This is a genomic window from Ralstonia flaminis (assembly GCF_958415495.1).
In the GTDB taxonomy this organism is placed as follows: Bacteria; Pseudomonadota; Gammaproteobacteria; order Burkholderiales; family Burkholderiaceae; genus Ralstonia; species Ralstonia flaminis.
The window spans coordinates 526162-544100 of sequence record NZ_CATZLL010000001.1; the positions used below are offsets into that span (position 1 = coordinate 526162).

Below are 17939 nucleotides of genomic sequence, written 5' to 3' on the forward strand. Positions count from 1 at the left end.
GATTGGATCAGTGGCAACTAGATCTGTCATTAACGCTGGACGATTCTGGCGTCGCCAAGGAGGCAGACGAAGAGGGGCGTGGCGCGGATGTGCCTAATCGGGGGGAACTTCATGTACACATAAACGGTGCGATTCCAGCGTCGAAGATTCGAGAGATCCTGGCTGACGAAGCGACCGTATTGCCGGCTGGATTCGAGTTCGAGCGAGACCTAATTCGGGCTAAACCCTGCCAATCTCTGGCCGAATACTTGAGGTGTTGGCAAGTTTTTCGACTCTTTCCTAGGAAGCGCGAAAACCTCGATTACCTCACCCTTGCGGTCGTCGCGAGCTTAGCGGAAAACAACGTGCGCTTCGTCGAACTCCGAAGCAGCGTTCTATACCTCGCAGCGCTTCAGAAATGTTCGCCAGCGCAGGCGCTTGAGCGCCTGATCGAATCGACCGGGGAAGCTGCACAGCGCCACGGTATCCGTCGAGGCCTGATTCTTACGGTGACGCGTGGTGACTATAGCGCGGTCAGCCTGTCCACCCTTCTGCAGGCCTACCAGGACCTTGGTGAGCCGAGAGAAGTGATTGGGCTCGACTTGGCTGGCGATGAAGAAATGGCGTATCCGACGGAGTTGCCCTCGCTCTTTCGGGACGCGAAAGACAGGTTCGGGCTCGGGATCACGATCCATGCCGGTGAAACCGGCCGCGTGGAGAACGTCCGAACTGCCGTAGAGTTGTTTGGCGCAGATCGCATTGGCCACGGGACAGCTGCTGGCAAGGATCCAGGACTGCTGGAGCTTCTCTCCGCGAAGGGCATTTGCGTGGAGGTGTGCCCGATCAGCAATCGCCTCACTGGTGCAGTTCCTGCGAACGAAGCTCACCCGCTTCAGCAGTTTCGTCGATATGGCGTTCCGTTTGTCATTTGCTCGGATAACCCCGCAATCCACCAGCACGGCCTAGCGGACGACCAAGCTGCCGCGATGGCCGAGGGCCTGTCGATCGGTGATATGCGACAGCAGTACGAACTAGCCAAGCGCTACTCATTCATGAAGGATCTAACTTGAAAATCCGATTCATGTCCGGCAACAAGCACAAGGTTGCCGAGGTGCAGCGGATCCTGACACCGGTTGGGGTGGACATCGTACCGGTGTCGAAGAAAATCGAGGAGCTCCAGACCGAAGACGTTGACCGGTTGGTGCGAGACAAGGTGGCCAAAGCGTTCGAGGCCATCGGTCGCCCGTTGTTCGTCGAGCACACTGGCTTGTACTTGAGCGGTCTCAATGGCCTTCCAGCAGGTTTGACACAGATCTTCTGGGACAGGCTGGAGGCGAATCGCTTCGCTGATCTCGTTGCAGGCCTTGGCGACGCAAAGGTCACTGCCAAGACGATTCTCGGGTACTGCGACGGACGCGAAATCCACATATTCGAGGGCGCGATCGATGGGACTGTACCTCGCACACCTGCCGGTCCCACTGATTTCCAATGGGACTGTGTTTTCGTCCCGGATGGGAGCACTCAGACGTTCGCCCAGATGGGGGCGGCCAAGGACCGCATTTCTATGCGGCGCAAAGCACTCGACCTGTTTGCCGCCCACCTCAAATCCGCAAAGGGCAAAAGATGAGAGACGAACTACTCGATGCGCATCGCACCGGCAAGCTGATGCTGTTTGTGGGTTCCGGGGTGTCTGCCAATCTTGACCTGCCGGATTGGGGGGCTTTGATCGCGCACATCGCGGAGGAGCTTGGCTATGATCCGAAAATCTTCTCTACGTATGGCACTTATCTGGCCCTAGCAGAGTTTTATAAAAAGAAGAAAGGCGGGCTCGGGCAACTGCGCAGCTGGATGGATCGCGAATGGCACAAATCAACAACGGATGTCTCCAAGTCCGAAATTCATCGGCTGATCACGCAGGGCAATTTCTCCCGAATCTACACCACCAACTACGACCGATGGTTGGAGTACGCCCACGATGCGTTCGGGGTGGGGTACGACAAGATCGCCAGTGTGGCCGATCTCGTTTCTGTTACGGATGGTCGCCGGCAGATCATCAAGTTCCATGGCGACTTCGACGCAGACGACTCGATCGTCCTTGACGAAACCAGCTACTTTCAGCGGCTGGACTTCGATACGCCACTGGACATCAAGCTCCGCAATGACGTGCTGGGCAGCTCGGTTCTCTTCATCGGCTACAGCCTGACCGATGTCAACATTCGTCTGCTGTTTTATCGCCTGACCGAGATGTGGGGGCGCTCACCCCTTGCATCCGCAAGGCCGAAGTCCTACGTCTTCACGAATCGTCCGAACCCGGTGGCCCAGGAGGTCTTGAGCCATTGGGGGATCGAGATGGTTGTTTCGGAGGAGGATGACCCGAAGAAAGCGCTCACGGATTTCCTTCAGGATTTGGTGACCTGACTTTGCGAAACCCTGAGTGGGCGGAGACAGCCCCTCGGGAAGGCCGTTTTGGCCAAGCGCGGACATTGGACTATGGGACGGCGGCCAAAAAAAAGGCTGCAGCGCGAGGCACCGCTGCAGCCGTAGCGCATGACATCGATCGAATTACTTGCTGTTGCTCAGGCTCTCGAGAGGCTGCCATTTGCCGGCTACGACCTTGTAGACGGTGATGCCGCCATCCTTAAGATCGCCGTGGGCATCATAGGACCAGTTGCGCGTCGTCACCCCCGGGCCGCTGGTTGCTGCGAGCAGCGGCAGATACTTGGCCGGATCAGAAGAGTTAGCCTTGAGCATCGCCCGCATCAGCACGTTGGCGCCGTCATAAGCGTACGGAGAGTATGTTTGGACGGAGGTGCCGAAGCGGCGCTCATAGCGTGCGGCGTAGTCCTTGCCACCGGGCATCTCCTGGAGCGGCAAGCCTGCCAGTGAGCAAATCACCCCGTCGGACGCCTTGCCTGCCAGCGAGATGAAACTGTCCGTCTTGGACATTTCGCCTGACACCAACTGAGCCCTCATCCCCAGTTCCCGCATCTGCTTGACGAGGGGAGCGGACTGCGTTTCGGCACCACCGTAGAAAACGACATCAGGAGATACTCGCTTCAGGTTGGTGAGAACCGCCTTGAAGTCCACTGCCTTGTCATTCGTGTACTCGCGGCGAATGACGGTCCCGCCTGCGGCGCGCACAGCCTTCTCGAATTCGTCCGCCAGGCCTTGGCCGTAGGCAGTGCGGTCGTCAACGACGGCGATTGCTTTGGCACCCAGCTTCTTCACCACATAGGTCCCGACCACGCTGCCTTGCTGCGTGTCGGACGTCATCATGCGGAAGGTGGTCTTGAAACCCTGCTTGGTGTACTCGGGTGCTGTCGCCATTGCAACTTCACCGATCCCGGCACGCTGATACACCGCCGACGCCGGAATGCTGGTGCCCGAGTTGAAGTGACCGACCATCCCACGAATACCTGCATCGACTAGCTTCTGTGCCACCACAGAGCCCGTCTTCGGATCCGCTTGATCATCTTCAGACAGCAGAACAAATCGGACATCCTTACCGTCTATCTTCGGTTTGCTGGCGTTCATCTCCTCTACGGCTAGAACGACACCGTTTTGCATGTCCTTGCCGTACTGCGCTTGCCCACCAGTCATGGGCGCTGCAAAGCCAAGCTTGATTTCCTGAACATCGGCCATCGCATTGACACTCAGCAAGGCTCCCGCCACGCAAGTAGCGAGCATGGAAAGTTTCTTCATATGGTTCTCCTCGTTTGCTTTTTAGTGGTTAGCTATGTACTGCACGATCGCGGAAACCGAACACGACTCCCACAAAGCTGACGGCCGCGGCGACACCTACATACACGGCAGGCGCCATCGCGCTGCCCGTCGTGGCGATCAGCCACGTCAAAATCAGGGAAGCAAATCCACCGAAAGTCATGACGGCCAGGTTGTAGGCCACGGACAGCCCCGTGGACAGAACTCGAGATGGGAATATCTCGGAGAAGGCGGCCAGAATGGGCCCGGTGTAGATCGCAATCAGTACGCCGAATACGCTTTGGAACAGGATCAGCGTGGTTTGCGATGGCGTTGTCACGACCAGGTTGAACATGGGATAGGCAAGCAGCAAGATCCCACCAGACGCAACAGCAAGCAGCTTCTTACGACCAACTCGATCGGACCACGCCCCAACGAACGGCGACAGGATAGTGATCACCGTTCCGCCCACCACGCCAGCAATAAAGGACATCGACTGCGGCAGCTTGAGCGTCTTCACTGCGTAGGTCGGCATGTAGAAGAGCAGGACATAGATGCACACCGTCCACAAGATGACCATGGAAAACGTCGTCAATGTCTCGCGCGGATAGGTGTTCAGTACCTCGGAGAATGGGCGCTTGGCCTTCTCCTTGTTTTCAAGAAATGCAGGAGTCTCGTCGACGTTGCTGCGGATGTAGAACCCGATGGGGCCGATGAGAATGCCGAGCAAGAACGGAATGCGCCAGCCCCACGCCTTTACCTGTTCGGGAGACAGCCATAGCGTGAGGATGGTGCCTGCCGTAGCCCCCAGAACCACAGCAAAGCCGATACTGCTCTGGATCCAACTTGAGTAGTACCCTTTGCGATCAGCCGGCGCATGCTCGGTGAGGAAAGCCGTGGCGCTACCCATCTCTCCACCTGCTGAGAATCCCTGCATAAGGCGGGCGAGGATGACTAGGACAGGTGCGGCGATGCCGATCTGTTCATAGGTCGGAGCCAGGCCAATCAGAGCCGTGCCACCAGCCATCAACAGGATCGTCAAAGATAGCGCTGCCTTGCGGCCGGCCTTGTCTGCGTATATGCCGATGAGAACGCCACCGATCGGTCGGACCACAAAACCAACGCCGAATGTTGCAACCGACAGCAACAACGACGTCAGGTCATTCCCCGTTGGAAAGAACAACTGTCCGATGGTGATGGCAAAAAAGCCATACACCATGAAATCAAACCACTCGAAGCCGTTACCCAGAATCGTTGCCGCGATGGCGCGGCGGCGTCGTTGGGTCTCTGTGGGTGGCGCGGCGGCCATGGTCGCTTCCATTGTCTCAACTCCTTTGTTGTCAGGTCTATTTGCTGCCCTGCAATAGCTGTCCTACAGGGCATATGTGAAGGACGCCGATTGGCGCCCTCAGTCGGATTCAATAGGAGCGGGATCGTGTTTCCTACCTACGTTTCGCAGGAGAGCTGGGATGCTGGATGCGGGGGGAAATAGGAAGGCCGAAGACGGCCCGATTTCGGTGCGTCATGGCAGTCAATACGAGCGCGCCTTGCGGGGTAGTTAGCTGCTAGATGGGGAGAAATTGGTCCAACTTGGGGCGCGCCATTTGCGGCCAACTTCTGAGGAAGACGGGCGAGCGCCCTGCAGTAGAAAATCCAAGGACGGTTTTGCTACATGTTGTAGGTAGATGCCACCCCTGGACGGTTCCTAACATTCGGACACTCATCTGAAACACACGAGGAAGTGATGAACGGAACCGCAGATATCGGTGCAGTACTGGCAGCCGCACGTGCTCAGAACGTCCCTCGCGGCGTGGTGACGGCCCACCCCATTTTCATTACGCGTGCTGAAGGCACGCACGTATGGGATACCGAAGGTCGCAAGTACCTCGACTTTGTTGGTGGAATTGGGGTTTTGAATGTCGGGCACAACCACCCGAAGGTTGTCTCTGCAGTGCGCGACCAGTTGGAGCGTCTGTCTCACGCAGCCTTCCAGGTGGGTGGGTACGACGTCTACGTTGAACTGGCGACGCGTCTGAACGAACTCGTTGGCAACGGCGAGGCCTATAAGACGGTGTTCTTAACCACAGGTGCTGAGGCCGTGGAGAACGCCATCAAGATCGCGCGCTCCTATCGGAATGCCCCGGGCGTCATTGCTTTCCACGGTGGCTTCCACGGGCGCACGCTGCTCGGCATGACGCTCACCGGGATGAGCGCGCCCTACAAGCAGAACTTTGGCCCCTTTGCAGGTGACGTCTACCACGTCCCGTATCCGGATGAGTATCAAGGCTACTCTGCGGATGACGCCATCCGCGGACTTGAGACGCTCTTCGCAACGCAGATTGCCCCTGATCGTGTTGCAGCGGTGATCCTCGAGCTTGTACAGGGCGATGGCGGTTTCCTGCCCGCCGGCGCAGACTTCCTGAAGAAGCTGCGTGCCTTGACCAAGAAGCACGGCATTGTGCTGATTGCCGACGAGATTCAAACGGGCTTTGGCCGCACGGGCGACCTGTTCGCTTTCCAAGGCGCCGGCATCCAGCCGGACCTGGTGACGGTCGCAAAGAGTCTTGCAGGGGGACTACCGCTGTCTGGCGTTGTGGGCCGAGCGGAGATCATGGACTCGCCGACCCCCGGCGGACTTGGTGGCACTTACGCTGGGAACCCGCTGGCATGTGCAGCCGCACTGGCAGTGCTGGACATCTTCGAAAACGACGATTTGCTCAAACAAGGTCGACGCCTTGGTGATGTGCTGCGCGCTGGGTTGGAGTCGCTGGCGCGCGATTTCACCGAGATTGGGACCGTCCGCGGCGTCGGCGCAATGCTTGCGTTGGAGTTCGTCGAAGAGGGCGATCCGCGCAAGCCGGACGCAGCAATCGCACAGCGCGTGATTGATAACTGCCGTGCTAATGGCCTGTTGGTCATCAAATGCGGTGTGCATCGCAATACGGTGCGCCTGCTGGCACCGCTCAACACATCCATTATCGACGCGGAGCAGGCTCTCGACATCCTGCGGGGGGCGATCGAAGCATCCCGACAAGCCTGAATCAACTGCACAACTGACAATCACCCTTTAGGAGAAACCGAACATGGATACGAACATCACCAGCAAGTTCTCGGGCAAGACCGTTCTCACGTTTGACGTCTATGGCACGCTTATCGACTGGGAAGCCGGCATCTACAACGCGCTGTCCCCGATCCTGACCGCCCACGGCTTTGACCTGACGGAAGACGCGGCGCTTGAACTGTATGCACGTCACGAAGCGGAGCTGGAAGCAGGTCCCTACCTGACCTACCGTGAGGTGCTTGCTGAGTCGCTGCGCCGCATCGGCCAAGAACTGAAGTTCACACCGACGCCGACCGAGATCGACGCGTTCTCGCACTCGGTGGGCGACTGGCCCGCATTCCCGGACTCACAGGAAGCCCTGCGCAAGCTGAAGCAAAAGTTCAAGCTGGCCGTGATCACGAACTGCGATGACGAGCTCTTCGCTCTCTCGAACAAGCGCCTCGGTGTCGAGTTCGACTACATCATCACCGCACAACAGGCTCGCAGCTACAAGCCTTCGTTGAACAACTTCCATGTTGCATTCGGCCGGATCGAAGAGCCTCGCGAGCAGATTCTGCATGTGGCGCAAAGCCTGTTCCACGATCATGTGCCGGCGAAGGAACTGGGCCTGAACAGCATCTGGATCAACCGCCGCCACAACAAGCCTGGCTTTGGTGCAACGCCCGCGGCGGCGGCCAATGCGGACGCCGAGTTCCCGGACATGCAGTCGTTTGCCGGTGCGGCAGTCTGAGGGCTATCCATGGAAGCCACCCAGATGCTTGAGGTGCTGGAAGGTGGCCGCCGGTACGATGCTGTGATCGCCGGTCGGCCTATCTCTCGCCGCACCTTCCCGGTGACGAATCCTGCCACCCAGAATGTGTTCGCCCACGTTACGGATTGCGACGCCGAGGATGCAATCCTCGCGTTGCGGGCCACGGAGTCGGCATTTGAATCCTGGAAGCAGACCACTGCCACGTACCGCGCTGGCCTGCTGAAGGCTTGGCACGCGGAGATCATGCGCAATCAGGACGCGCTGGCTCATGCTTTGTCGTCCGAAATGGGCAAGCCGTTCACGGAAGCACGCGGCGAGATTGCTTACGCGGCAGCCTATGTTGAGCTGTACGCCGAAGAGGCCACGCGTGTCTACGGCGAGACCTTTCCCAGCCAACACGCTAATAAGCGGCTGCTCGCCTCGCGGCAGGCAGTTGGCCCCGTCTACGCCATCACGCCGTGGAACTTCCCGGCGGCCATGATTACCCGCAAGGTGGCACCAGCGCTTGCCGCCGGCTGCACAGTGATCGTGAAGCCCGCCGAGCAGACGCCCATCACGGCGTTGATTCTCGCGAGTCTTTGGCTGGCCGTCGGCGGCCCCGAAGGAACGCTGCAGGTTGTGACTGCCGCAGACCCCCTTCCGGTATCCAAGGTGATGTTTGATTCGCCTTCCATCCGTAAGCTGACGTTCACCGGTAGCACCCCGGTCGGTCGGAAACTCTACGAGCAATCAGCGCGCACCCTCAAGCGCGTCTCGCTGGAGCTTGGTGGGCATGCGCCGTTCCTAATCTTTGAGGATGCCGATATCGACCGCGCCGTTCACGAGGTCATGCTCTGCAAGTTCCGCAACGCTGGGCAAACCTGCGTCTGCACAAACCGGATTTATGTGCAGCGCAGCATCGCTGACAAGTTCGCGGCTCGCTTGAGCGAGGCGGTTCGGAATCTCAAGGTGGGCGATCCTTCGCGAACGGACACCCAGATCGGGCCACTCGTGGATGGGGACGCTCTGGCGAAGGTCCAGCGCCATGTGGACGATGCAACGTCCAAGGGCGCGAAGATCTTGGTGGGTGGCAGTTCGCCCGGTGGGCTTTACTACACGCCGACGGTTCTGAGCAACGTGCAACCCGGCATGCTCATTCTGGAAGAGGAAACGTTCGGCCCCGTCGCTCCGCTGCTCGTCTTTGATGACGAGGAAGAGGCGATCGCTAAGGCAAACGACACACCGTATGGCCTTGCGGCATACCTGTACACGCGGGATCTGTCTCGAGCCATGCGGGTTTCGGAGCGCCTGGAGTATGGGATTGTCGGCGTCAACGACGGTGCGCCGTCGACGGCCCAAGCCCCCTTTGGTGGCGTGAAGGATAGCGGCCTCGGCCGAGAAGGCGGCAAGTGGGGGCTTGAGGAGTTCCTCACCATCAAGTTCGTGTCGTTCGCGCTTGATAGCTGACGACTACACCTGGTTGGCGACAGCCTTGTCGCCAACCGCTTCACGTGTGCGTTATTCAATCCTCGAGACCGTACAATCGAGCTATTGTCGTCCGAAAGAAGCCATGGTCATGGACATAGCCAGTGCACTCAAGTCGACCGTTCTGCGCGATGCGACTGTTGTCGCGGGCCGCGAATTTCTGAGCAATGAAGTGACGTGGGTCCACATGGTGGACCATCCGGACATCATTGACTGGATCAAGCCCGGTCAGCTGTTGCTCTCTACGGGTTACAACTGGCCCCGCGACACGGATCGGGCAAGGTCGCTCGTGCTCGATCTCAAAGCGCGCGGGCTCGCCGGCGTTGTGCTCGCCGTTCCCAAGTTTCTGGAGCATTTTCCTGAGGCCTCAGTTCTTGCGGCTGAAGAAGTTGGCTTACCGCTTCTGGAGCTGCCTTGGGAAGTCCCGTTTAGTGCCATCACCGAAGACATTCATTCACGAATCATTCGGTATCAAAGCGCAATCATCGAGCGCTCGGAAGAGATTCACCGCGCGCTGAGTAACGCTGCGGTGATGGCAAACAGTCTGTCTGATCTTGCCAAGGCCTTAGGCAACCTGCTGGGCCGGGACGTCAACTTTGTCGATGCGGATGGCCTGCTTCTCGGTGGGATTCACGTCTCGCAAGAGCGCCAGGCCAGCGAGCGCCAGTTTATGCGGGCACTGAACGCGAATCTGCTGCTGCGTAAGCTGCAGGACAGCATTACGCCGATACTCATTGATGCGCAGCCGGAAGTGAGCATGCCGAGGCGATTGGGATGCCCGATTCGCATTCGTGGTTCGATGGTGGCGATCGTTTGGGTCGACGAGGGTGACCAGCCCCTTGGTGAACTCGACGTCCGCGCGGCTGAACATGCATCCATTATCGGCGCTCTCCATCTCGCGCACATGCGTGCACTGCATATGCAAGAAGAGCGACTCGGCTACGCCTTGGTCGCGACCTTGCTTGAAGGCCACTTCGAAGAATCCCCTTCTGCGATTGAGCGCGCCAAGCTCGGCGGGTGGGATCCTGACGGCGAGTACCGCGTGTGCCTTGTGCTCCTGGACGAACCTTTGCCGCTCTCAAGAGAAGGGTTCCTTCGTCGAGAGCGATGGGTTGAGCGCTTGCGTAAGTACCTGACAGGCATTGGAGAGGCGCAGCTTCTCTATGTGTCGCTCAACCAGATCATCTTCTTGCTCTCGTCGCGGTCTTCGGCTCAGCCTTTGTGGCAAACGCTGGGAAGCCGTGGCGCCGCGTTAGCGATCAGTCGGCCGCACAAGGGCGCTCAAGGTATGGCAACGGGTGGTCAAGACGTGAATGCTTTGGTTCCGCTTCTCAAACCGGGCAAGATTCACAACTTCGACGAGATCTTGTTTCCGCGCGCACTATTGGGCGATGAAAACGCGCGAGAGCTCTTCATTCAACGACGCATTGGGCCGCTGCTTGCTGAAAAGAAAGGAGAAGCCTTACTGGAGACGTTGGACGCTTTGTGCCAGGAAGGATTTCAATTGGCAAATACGGCGCGCCGTCTCGGCATTCACATCAGCACGCTCCGCTACCGCGTGGAGCGCATGGAGGCCATGCTTGGTGCGACGCTTGAAGATCAGACGCATCGCTTCGAGCTGCAGGTCGCTATGGCATTGCACCACCTTAAAGATGAGTAACTCCTATCTTTGGTAGGAGAGATGTCTCCATCAATGCAGGCGCCTCATAGGTATTCTAGTGGTCGTGCACCTCGTACCATGAAGCTATGTAAATCATGGTGGAGCGGTGATGGATATCTACGAATGTTTCTCTGCGGTTGACATGCGTGTCGGTACCGTTCAGAAGGTTGAGCTGAACGAGCGCGCACGTGTGCCCGCCTACAAGATGTGGATCGACTTTGGTTTTCTCGGAGTGAAGACCTCCAGTGGCCAGTACGTCAATCGCTATACGCCCGAGGAACTGGTCGGAAAAGTTGTCGTCTGCGCGGTCAACCTGGGAACGCGCAAGATTGCGGGCTTTACGTCTGAGGTTCTGGTGATGGGCGTTGAGTCGTCCCTCGGCGTTGTCAACGCCCTGACGGTCGATGGCGACGTTCCCAACGGTGCCAAGGTTTTCTAAGGCTAGAACTCGCTGACGCCAAACCAGCATCAAGGCCGACGCTGCCCTCTTTAGCCCATAGGTTTGACAGCAAAGCTTCCCTGCCAAGTTCTATGTTCTGAGGGATGGCGTCCGATCCCAGGAGCCCTACGATTGGCCCATCAAACAGAACGAGGAGGCTCCATGGATCGGCGGACGTTCGCGAAGAGCGTTGCAGTAACCGCGCTCTCTACGCCAGCTCTCGCACTGGCGAAGCAAGACTGCATGGCGACGTCGGCAGGGGTGGTGGAGGGTCTTGTTGAGCGCGCTGCAGACGTCGTGCGCTCAAGTGAGTCAACTCGGGAAGCCTTTGCACAGTGGTCGACTACGGTTTCAACTGTCATGCCATTCCTGCACATGACCGCTCTTGTCGCAAAAGAGGGCTCTGACCCTGCGGCTGGGCCCGGTGACGTGCGTCGCGTCTATTCAAGCGTGCCGTCGGCTTACCCGGTCGGTGGATGGAAGCACTTGGCAGGTAGCGATTGGGCCGCGCACGTCCTGCAAGGGCAGCGGATCCTGGTCGCGTCGGGTGAGGCACAGTTGAAGCACTACTTTCCAGATCACGAGTTGTTGGCGTCGTTGGGGACTCGCACGCTTGTGAACATTCCGGTGGTTGTGTGCCGGCGTACTATCGGCGCCCTGGCATTTCTCTGCGAGCAGGCGAGCATCGACTCGGCCACGACCAACGAACTGCACCGCTTGGTGCCCAGCATCGCGCCCGCGTTTCTGTTGAGTACGGACAGCGCAAGCTAGTTTTCCCTCTTCTTCTCCAAAGCCTGGTAAGCGCGTATCGGATACTGACCACATCTCGATGCGAATGAGAGAGGAAGGCGGCGACGCAAAACGTCGCCGCTTTTTTCCTGCTGATGTGACCTGTCGCAGCATCCCTTCGTGACCCTATTGCCATGATTCATATGTTCGAGCGCCGAACTGTACATGGCCGGCACGTTGAGCATCTCAGCTCATGAGAAAGCTGTAGCTGTGTAGAGCATCTCGACTGCACAAACATCTTTAGCAACAGATATCTTCAAGAAGCACAGCTTTGCAACGCTGTAGTCGGACCTCCCCTCGCAGCAGCAAATGACTCCATCGACAGTCGCGACAAGGTTTCTAGGCGCTGACGATAGCCGTTGTACGAAAAAGCGACACTTCGTTATCGACTTGGTGGCACAACTCGTATGCGGCACCACAACCGTATCCATTGCAGCCAAGAAGAAGGGGAAATGCGCCTACATCATTCGCCCTTCCAACGTCAGAAACTCAGATGGAGTCGCCCTATTGGTCCTCGCCGTCACGCAGGAGCTTGAAAGGCCACTGTTGCGATGGGCGAGCGACTCACTCTCTGAACTTCGAGACTCCAGTGAGCGAATAGCGGCGAGAGACACCCGAGACTCATCGGGCACTTTTTCGTGAATCCATCCAAGCGAGCCATCCTTGCCGATAAGCGCGAGCATCATCGAGAGCATGATGCTCGCGTGCACCCTTCTCGTAGCAAGCAGCCACCGCCTGATCGTAGACAGTGGTATCGATTAGCGGGCGTAGATCGTAGTAGCGCCCATCCAGATTGATCGGCTGCGGTGCACCTAACAGGTCAAGCAGGAAGAACCAATCGATTTCCGAATCGCACGCGACCTGCACGGTGCGTGGCGCTTCCGCAAACCAGGTCCTCAAGTCAACACGCGCCTTCGCCCGGGGAATGCCCGGGCCCTCCAGCAACGGCAAGACTTCACGTCGCACAAATCCCGTGCAGTCATCGTCGGCCCATGTGTCGTCTAGCTCCACATAGAACTCTCGAGAGCCGTCTTCCGCGACTATCGCAAGGCTGATCAGCTTTGGCTGCTGCTGGCCATAGCCGGTGTACTCAGTGTCAAGAAAGAGCAGCATGTGGCACGTCAATCCGATACCCGTGGAATCATCCCGATTTGGCAAATCAAAACTGCGCTATCACAGAGTTGTTGATTTGCACGGAATCCTGACCCACCCGAGGTAGGTTTTTGCATCGAATGTTGACCCACGTATAGAACACTGTCCCGCTCGGCAACGAGCGGGAGATCGGAGTGATCGACGTGGCCATACTGAGCATCATTCGACGCTGGCATCTTCGCGACCAGATCCCGCTGCGCGAGATCGCCAGACGCCTGGGCATCTCCAGGAACACGGTCAGGCGCTATCTGCGCGCTGACACCACGGCACCGGCCTATCCTGCACGGCAGAGTCCGAGCAAGCTCGACGGCCATGCCGCCAAGCTCTCCGCTTGGCTCAAGACCGAGGCCAACAAGCCACGCAAGCAACGGCGCACACTCAAGCAGATCCACACTGATCTGTGTGCCTTGGGCTTCACCGGCTCCTACGATCGCGTTGCCGCATTCGCTCGCCGCTGGCGCCAGGAGCAACAGGAGCAAGCCCGCACGTCGGGGCGAGGCACCTTTATCCCACTGCGCTTCGCAGAGGGTGAGGCCTTCCAGTTCGACTGGAGCGAGGACTGGGCGGTCATCGCCGGCGAGCGCACCAAGCTGCAAGTGGCTCAGTTCAAGCTCAGCCACAGCCGCGCATTCTTCCTGCGCGCGTATCTGCTGCAGACCCACGAGATGCTGTTCGATGCCCATCACCACGCCTTTGTGGCCTGGGGCGGTATCCCGCGTCGCGGCATCTACGACAACATGAAGACCGCCGTGGATCGCGTGCGCCTGGGCAAGTTGCGTGACGTCAACTTGCGCTTCAGCACCATGGTCAGCCACTACCTGTTCGACGCCGAGTTCTGTAACCCGGCCTCGGGCTGGGAGAAGGGGCAGATAGAGAAGAACGTGCAGGACAGCCGTCACCGCATCTGGCAACGCATCCCTGCATTCGGCTCTCTGGCGGCACTTAATGACTGGCTGGCCGACCAGTGCGTACGGCTGTGGCAGCAGACCCGCCATCCTGAGCTGGACATGACCCTCTGGGAGGCCTGGTCGCTGGAGCGGCCACACCTGATGCCCGTGGGGCAGCCGTTCGATGGCTTTGTGGAGCACACCAAGCGCGTCTCACCAACCTGCCTGGTGACCTTCGAGCGCAACCGCTACAGCGTACCGGCGTCGTTTGCCAACCGGCCCATCAGTCTGCGCGTCTATGCCAATCGGCTCGTGTTCGTGGCCGAAGGCCAGGTGATTGCCGAGCACGTGCGGCACATCGACCGTAGCCATCTTCCGGGGCGCACAATCTATGACTGGCACCACTACCTCGCGGTGCTGCAGCGTAAGCGCGGTGCGCTGCGTAACGGCGCACCGTTCGCCGAACTGCCAGAGGGCTTCCGACGCCTGCAATCCACACTGCTCAAACGCCCTGGTGGCGATCGCGAGATGGTCGAGATCCTGGCGCTGGTGCTGTTGCACGACGAACAGGCCGTGCTGACTGCAGTGGAGCTCGCACTGGAGGCGGGTGCCCCGTCCAAGCAAACCATCCTGAACATCCTCAGCCGCCTCCTGGAAGGCGAGCCCGTGGCACCGATCACCTCACCACAGGCACTGGCGCTGCACGTCGAACCGCAGGCCAACGTCGGCCGCTACGACAGCTTGCGAGATCGGGAGGTGCATCATGCAGCATGAAGTCATGTTGGAGATGCTCAAGTCGTTGAAGCTGCACGGCATGGCACAAGCGCTGGGCGACCTGGCGGCGCAGGACTCGCCGGCCTACCAGTCGGCCGTGGCCATCCTGTCGCGTCTGCTCAAGGCCGAGCTCACCGAGCGCGAGGTGCGCTCGCTGGCCTATCAGATGAAGGTGGCGCGCTTCCCAGCCTACCGAGACCTGACCGGCTTCGACTTCAGTTGCAGCGAGGCCAACGAAGCACTGGTGCGGCAGCTTCACCGCTGCGAGTTCCTCGAGTCGGCGCACAACATCGTGCTGGTCGGCGGCCCAGGTACGGGCAAGACCCATCTCGGCACCGCCATCGGCGTGCAGGCCGTGGAGCACCATCACCGTCGAGTGCGCTTCTTCTCGACCGTGGAGCTCGTCAACGCGTTGGAACTGGAGAAGGTCTCAGGCAAGCCGGGACACCTGACCACGCGACTCATGTATGCCGACCTGGTGATCCTCGATGAGCTGGGCTATCTGCCGTTCAGCCAGACCGGCGGCGCATTGCTGTTCCACCTGATCAGCAAGCTCTACGAGCGCACCAGCCTCGTCATCACCACCAACCTGAGCTTCGGCGAATGGTCCAGCGTCTTCGGGGACGCCAAGATGACCACCGCGCTATTGGATCGCCTCACGCACCACTGCCACATTGTTGAAACCGGCAACGATAGCTATCGTTTCAAGCACAGCACCACCCAGCCCAAGAAGGAGAAACGCACCGCCAAACAACCCGCACAAAGCGACACCTAACAGCCTTTGGGGTGGGTCAGTTTTCGATGCAAATCCTGGGTCAGGATTCGGTGCAAATCAACAAACATGGAGACTCCCAGGTCACGACGCGCGTTTCGTCTATCTTCCGCCTGCCCGTTTTCTCAAACGACGAAAACTGGCGAGGCGTGATTGCCAGCTACGTAGCTGCCGCCAAAGACGTGGACTTATCCGAGCTGCCGGCGTACGCAACCCTGATCTTCAAGGCGACCAAAGGCGTCATGCGAACGCTGAAGGCGCTCGTCATGGAGGTGGCAATGATTGCGGTGGACGCCAACGACACCAAAGTGGAGCGAAAGCACCTCTGCCTGGCGTTCCAACGCCTAGTCGGACCGGCCTCGACCCGGGACAACCCGTTCGTATGATGCTGCGCACGGAAATCACACCGTTTCCGCGGCAGGACGAAATTGCCCCGGACGAGGATGGCGTTGGATTTGCTTTGCGTATGGCCACAGCCAACGGACTCTCCTTCCACGAGTTGGCGGTGCATTTGGCGTCCCCAGGGCACCTCTATCTTCCTGCGCACGCGAGCAACACCATCGCGTTCATGTTCGGGTGCACTCCGTCGCGGCTGAAGAATGCCTTCGTGGTGCGGCGGTGTCATCGGGGAACACAGACGGCGGACTTCCTTGGCCACCAGTTTCTGCGTCCGTATCACTTGAGACAGGGTAGTCCGCAAGTGTGTCCGGCTTGCCTCGCCGAAGACCGTATCGCTCGGGCCATATGGTCGGTCTGCCTCGTCACGAGCTGTCCTCTGCACGGCAACCGACTCCTGGATCGATGTCAATGCGGCCGCCCGACACGCTGGCGCCGACCCGCGCTCGACATGTGCGAGTGCGGGCGAGGTCTGACCACAGCTGACCAGAGAGTCTCCAGAGCTGATCCACGTGAACTCGCCGTGAGCTGCCAGGTTGCATCTCTGTTGGAGCCGGCACCCAATCGGATCGGCCCGCGTCTGGCGAAACTGCTGCCCTGTGGCGTTGAGGGCCTTTCCGTCGATGCCTTCCTGAGGTTGTTTTGGATCTTTGGCATCGTTGGACCCGGCCAGTCAAAGGATCACCCAGGATGCGCGAGTCGTTGTTTGCTAACGGCTGAAGCCGCAGACGTCGTCTGCCGCGCTTTTGATCGGCTCCTCCCGGTCGTCGCGAACCGGCCATCAAAGGAGCCGCTACGCGTTCCGATGCCTGCGCTACGGGCTCTCTACGACGAATGTACCTCGACCGCGGATGTGCGATTCATCGGATGCCTGATCGCGCGCTTACAAAAACGCTTTCCCTCTCCGCAGCTGCATCGCCTGGCCTGCATTGACCCACAGCTTTCCCTGTTTGGAGTCGCCGATGAACACCTCTAGCATCATGATCGCGCCGGACCCGTTACCTGACGAATCTGCGGCCTCTTGGATCCAACGGACTTGCCAGCTGCACGGGGTGACATACAAACAGCTAGCAACATCCCTCGGCGTGAAGCGGTGTTTTGATCCAGACCTAACCGCCACTCGAAAGCACCTGTGTCGGATCGCCGAAGGAACCGGGATACCTTTCCGGGTCATAGAACCTCTCGCCGATTCATTCAAAGCCGCTCGCACGCATCCCGCCGTAAAGCAGTTGCTCAATTTTGACGGGAAAATCCCTGCCTACCGATTCTGTCCGAAGTGCCTCGTCACAGATCGGATTCCGTATCTGCGCACCTCATGGCGGATAAAGGGGTGGACGATCTGCCCCGAGCATCGAGTCAAGATGCTGGAGCGCTGTCCCACTTGCAATGCAAGGATTCGCGCTACCGAACCATGCCTGGGTGTATCTGGCGAAACGGTACTTGGTATCGATCACTGTGCTGCTTGCTGCAACCCACTCGCTACACCGACAGGAAGCTATCCCGAAGTGTGGCTATCCCCCACGAGACTGCGCATCCAACAGACGTTCCTTTCGGCGGCGCGAAGGGGAGTGTTTGGTGTGAAAGGGTATGACAACCGTTTGAGCGTGGAATTCTTGCTATGGCTCAAGGCCAACCCGGATGTGGTCAAACAGCTCATCTTTTCATCACTGGTCGAGCATCCGAGATATGGACTCGACTACCACGGCGTCGAAAGTCTGGTCAGCGCGTACTGCTTAGAGCGAACTTTCAAGATTGACCTAGCTATGCTGCTCAAGCGGCCACGAAAGCAACGCGACACGGAATGGGACCGATGGGTCGAGAAATGTACTGAGGCCACTCTCAAAAGACGTCAATGGGTGCCGGCCGCGAAGCCGGTGGATCGCGCAGTGAAATACAGTGCTCTTCACCCGCTGCAGGCGCCAAAAGTGAGGACCCGTGGTCGACTGGACCAGAAGCCAAAACCGAAAGCGCTGCGACGCGCGAAGTGACTAACGCCCCCGGAGGGGGTCATGAGTAAGCACCCGGTGAACCCGTCTTGAAGGGGACCCGCGTAGCAAGGAGCATCGTGTCCATCTAGTTCTAGGTGGACACGTGGACACTATCGAAGAGAGCGCGC

17 protein-coding genes are annotated in these 17939 nt (G+C 58.9%); 14 read left to right on the plus strand and 3 right to left on the minus strand.

The genetic code is table 11. The features are described 5' to 3' along the window. Positions 1 to 2 precede the first annotated feature (2 nt). Genes R2N11_RS02450 through R2N11_RS02460 form a run of 3 tightly spaced genes read left to right on the plus strand, consistent with a single transcriptional unit; the run spans position 3 to position 2397 of the window. Positions 3 to 1049, plus strand: a complete 1047-nt coding sequence (locus R2N11_RS02450) for an adenosine deaminase family protein (RefSeq protein WP_316679999.1) — start codon at positions 3 to 5, stop codon at positions 1047 to 1049. Beyond that, entirely contained in the window at positions 1046 to 1606 is a 561-nt protein-coding gene (locus R2N11_RS02455) for a non-canonical purine NTP pyrophosphatase (RefSeq protein WP_316680000.1), read from the plus strand. The genes R2N11_RS02450 and R2N11_RS02455 overlap by 4 nt, the downstream gene beginning before the upstream one ends. Beyond that, the gene (locus R2N11_RS02460; RefSeq protein ID WP_316680001.1) at positions 1603 to 2397 is read left to right on the plus strand and encodes an SIR2 family protein; all 795 of its coding nucleotides are present in this window, start codon (positions 1603 to 1605) and stop codon (positions 2395 to 2397) included. Before R2N11_RS02455 ends, R2N11_RS02460 begins: the two co-directional genes overlap by 4 nt. Before the next feature lie 144 nt (positions 2398 to 2541). On the opposite strand, the gene R2N11_RS02465 is transcribed toward R2N11_RS02460, so the two are convergent. Beyond that, positions 2542 to 3666, minus strand: coding sequence for a branched-chain amino acid ABC transporter substrate-binding protein (locus R2N11_RS02465; protein ID WP_316680035.1), 1125 nt, complete (start codon positions 3664 to 3666; stop codon positions 2542 to 2544). A 43-nt stretch (positions 3667 to 3709) separates the two neighbouring features. Next, entirely contained in the window at positions 3710 to 4999 is a 1290-nt protein-coding gene (locus tag R2N11_RS02470; RefSeq protein ID WP_316680002.1) for an MFS transporter, read from the minus strand. A gap of 423 nt (positions 5000 to 5422) precedes the next feature. Between R2N11_RS02470 and gabT the strand changes: the two genes are divergently transcribed. The 6 genes from gabT (at position 5423) to R2N11_RS02500 (ending at position 11824) form a co-directional block, all read left to right on the plus strand. Then, positions 5423 to 6718, plus strand: a complete 1296-nt coding sequence (gabT, locus tag R2N11_RS02475; protein ID WP_316680003.1) for a 4-aminobutyrate--2-oxoglutarate transaminase — start codon at positions 5423 to 5425, stop codon at positions 6716 to 6718. 43 nt (positions 6719 to 6761) lie between these two features. Continuing rightward, positions 6762 to 7469: a haloacid dehalogenase type II gene (locus tag R2N11_RS02480; RefSeq protein WP_316680004.1), complete on the plus strand. Its 708-nt coding sequence runs from the start codon at positions 6762 to 6764 to the stop codon at positions 7467 to 7469. A 9-nt stretch (positions 7470 to 7478) separates the two neighbouring features. After that, positions 7479 to 8936 (plus strand): NAD-dependent succinate-semialdehyde dehydrogenase, encoded by a 1458-nt coding sequence (locus R2N11_RS02485; RefSeq protein WP_316680006.1) that lies wholly within the window; start codon positions 7479 to 7481, stop codon positions 8934 to 8936. 25 nt (positions 8937 to 8961) lie between these two features. Beyond that, a complete protein-coding gene (locus R2N11_RS02490; RefSeq protein WP_316680007.1) occupies positions 8962 to 10614 on the plus strand; it encodes a PucR family transcriptional regulator in 1653 nt (550 codons plus the stop codon). Positions 10615 to 10723: 109 nt separating this feature from the next. Then, entirely contained in the window at positions 10724 to 11053 is a 330-nt protein-coding gene (locus R2N11_RS02495; protein ID WP_316680009.1) for a tRNA-binding protein, read from the plus strand. Between the two features lie 162 nt (positions 11054 to 11215). Continuing rightward, entirely contained in the window at positions 11216 to 11824 is a 609-nt protein-coding gene (locus R2N11_RS02500) for a hypothetical protein (protein ID WP_316680010.1), read from the plus strand. 639 nt (positions 11825 to 12463) lie between these two features. On the opposite strand, the gene R2N11_RS02505 is transcribed toward R2N11_RS02500, so the two are convergent. Further along, positions 12464 to 12955, minus strand: coding sequence for a 3'-5' exonuclease family protein (locus R2N11_RS02505; RefSeq protein WP_316680011.1), 492 nt, complete (start codon positions 12953 to 12955; stop codon positions 12464 to 12466). 173 nt (positions 12956 to 13128) lie between these two features. On the opposite strand from R2N11_RS02505, the gene istA reads away from it, so the two are divergent. Genes istA through R2N11_RS02530 form a run of 5 tightly spaced genes read left to right on the plus strand, consistent with a single transcriptional unit; the run spans position 13129 to position 17811 of the window. Then, positions 13129 to 14655 carry an IS21 family transposase gene (gene istA / locus R2N11_RS02510; protein WP_316680012.1) on the plus strand — a complete coding sequence of 509 codons (1527 nt, stop codon included), beginning with the start codon at positions 13129 to 13131 and terminating at the stop codon, positions 14653 to 14655. Next, positions 14645 to 15430 carry an IS21-like element helper ATPase IstB gene (gene istB, locus R2N11_RS02515; protein WP_316680013.1) on the plus strand — a complete coding sequence of 262 codons (786 nt, stop codon included), beginning with the start codon at positions 14645 to 14647 and terminating at the stop codon, positions 15428 to 15430. Before istA ends, istB begins: the two co-directional genes overlap by 11 nt. Positions 15431 to 15456: 26 nt before the next feature. Then, on the plus strand, positions 15457 to 15813 hold the full coding sequence (locus tag R2N11_RS02520; RefSeq protein ID WP_316680014.1) for a hypothetical protein: 357 nt from the start codon (positions 15457 to 15459) through the stop codon (positions 15811 to 15813). Beyond that, a complete protein-coding gene (locus tag R2N11_RS02525) occupies positions 15813 to 16799 on the plus strand; it encodes a TniQ family protein (RefSeq protein WP_316680036.1) in 987 nt (328 codons plus the stop codon). Before R2N11_RS02520 ends, R2N11_RS02525 begins: the two co-directional genes overlap by 1 nt. Next, a complete protein-coding gene (locus R2N11_RS02530) occupies positions 16786 to 17811 on the plus strand; it encodes a TniQ family protein (RefSeq protein WP_316680015.1) in 1026 nt (341 codons plus the stop codon). The genes R2N11_RS02525 and R2N11_RS02530 overlap by 14 nt, the downstream gene beginning before the upstream one ends. Positions 17812 to 17939 lie beyond the last annotated feature (128 nt).

Coding starts and splice junctions, on each gene's coding strand:
- R2N11_RS02465 (WP_316680035.1), bottom strand. CDS start 3,666: ATGCTCGCTACTTGCGTGGCGGGAGCCTTGCTGAGTGTCAATGCGATG.
- R2N11_RS02485 (WP_316680006.1), top strand. CDS start 7,479: ATGGAAGCCACCCAGATGCTTGAGGTGCTGGAAGGTGGCCGCCGGTAC.
- R2N11_RS02500 (WP_316680010.1), top strand. CDS start 11,216: ATGGATCGGCGGACGTTCGCGAAGAGCGTTGCAGTAACCGCGCTCTCT.
- R2N11_RS02470 (WP_316680002.1), bottom strand. CDS start 4,999: ATGGAAGCGACCATGGCCGCCGCGCCACCCACAGAGACCCAACGACGC.
- R2N11_RS02530 (WP_316680015.1), top strand. CDS start 16,786: ATGAACACCTCTAGCATCATGATCGCGCCGGACCCGTTACCTGACGAA.
- R2N11_RS02495 (WP_316680009.1), top strand. CDS start 10,724: ATGGATATCTACGAATGTTTCTCTGCGGTTGACATGCGTGTCGGTACC.
- R2N11_RS02505 (WP_316680011.1), bottom strand. CDS start 12,955: ATGCTGCTCTTTCTTGACACTGAGTACACCGGCTATGGCCAGCAGCAG.
- R2N11_RS02480 (WP_316680004.1), top strand. CDS start 6,762: ATGGATACGAACATCACCAGCAAGTTCTCGGGCAAGACCGTTCTCACG.
- R2N11_RS02460 (WP_316680001.1), top strand. CDS start 1,603: ATGAGAGACGAACTACTCGATGCGCATCGCACCGGCAAGCTGATGCTG.
- R2N11_RS02525 (WP_316680036.1), top strand. CDS start 15,813: ATGCTGCGCACGGAAATCACACCGTTTCCGCGGCAGGACGAAATTGCC.
- gabT (WP_316680003.1), top strand. CDS start 5,423: ATGAACGGAACCGCAGATATCGGTGCAGTACTGGCAGCCGCACGTGCT.
- R2N11_RS02520 (WP_316680014.1), top strand. CDS start 15,457: ATGCAAATCCTGGGTCAGGATTCGGTGCAAATCAACAAACATGGAGAC.
- istB (WP_316680013.1), top strand. CDS start 14,645: ATGCAGCATGAAGTCATGTTGGAGATGCTCAAGTCGTTGAAGCTGCAC.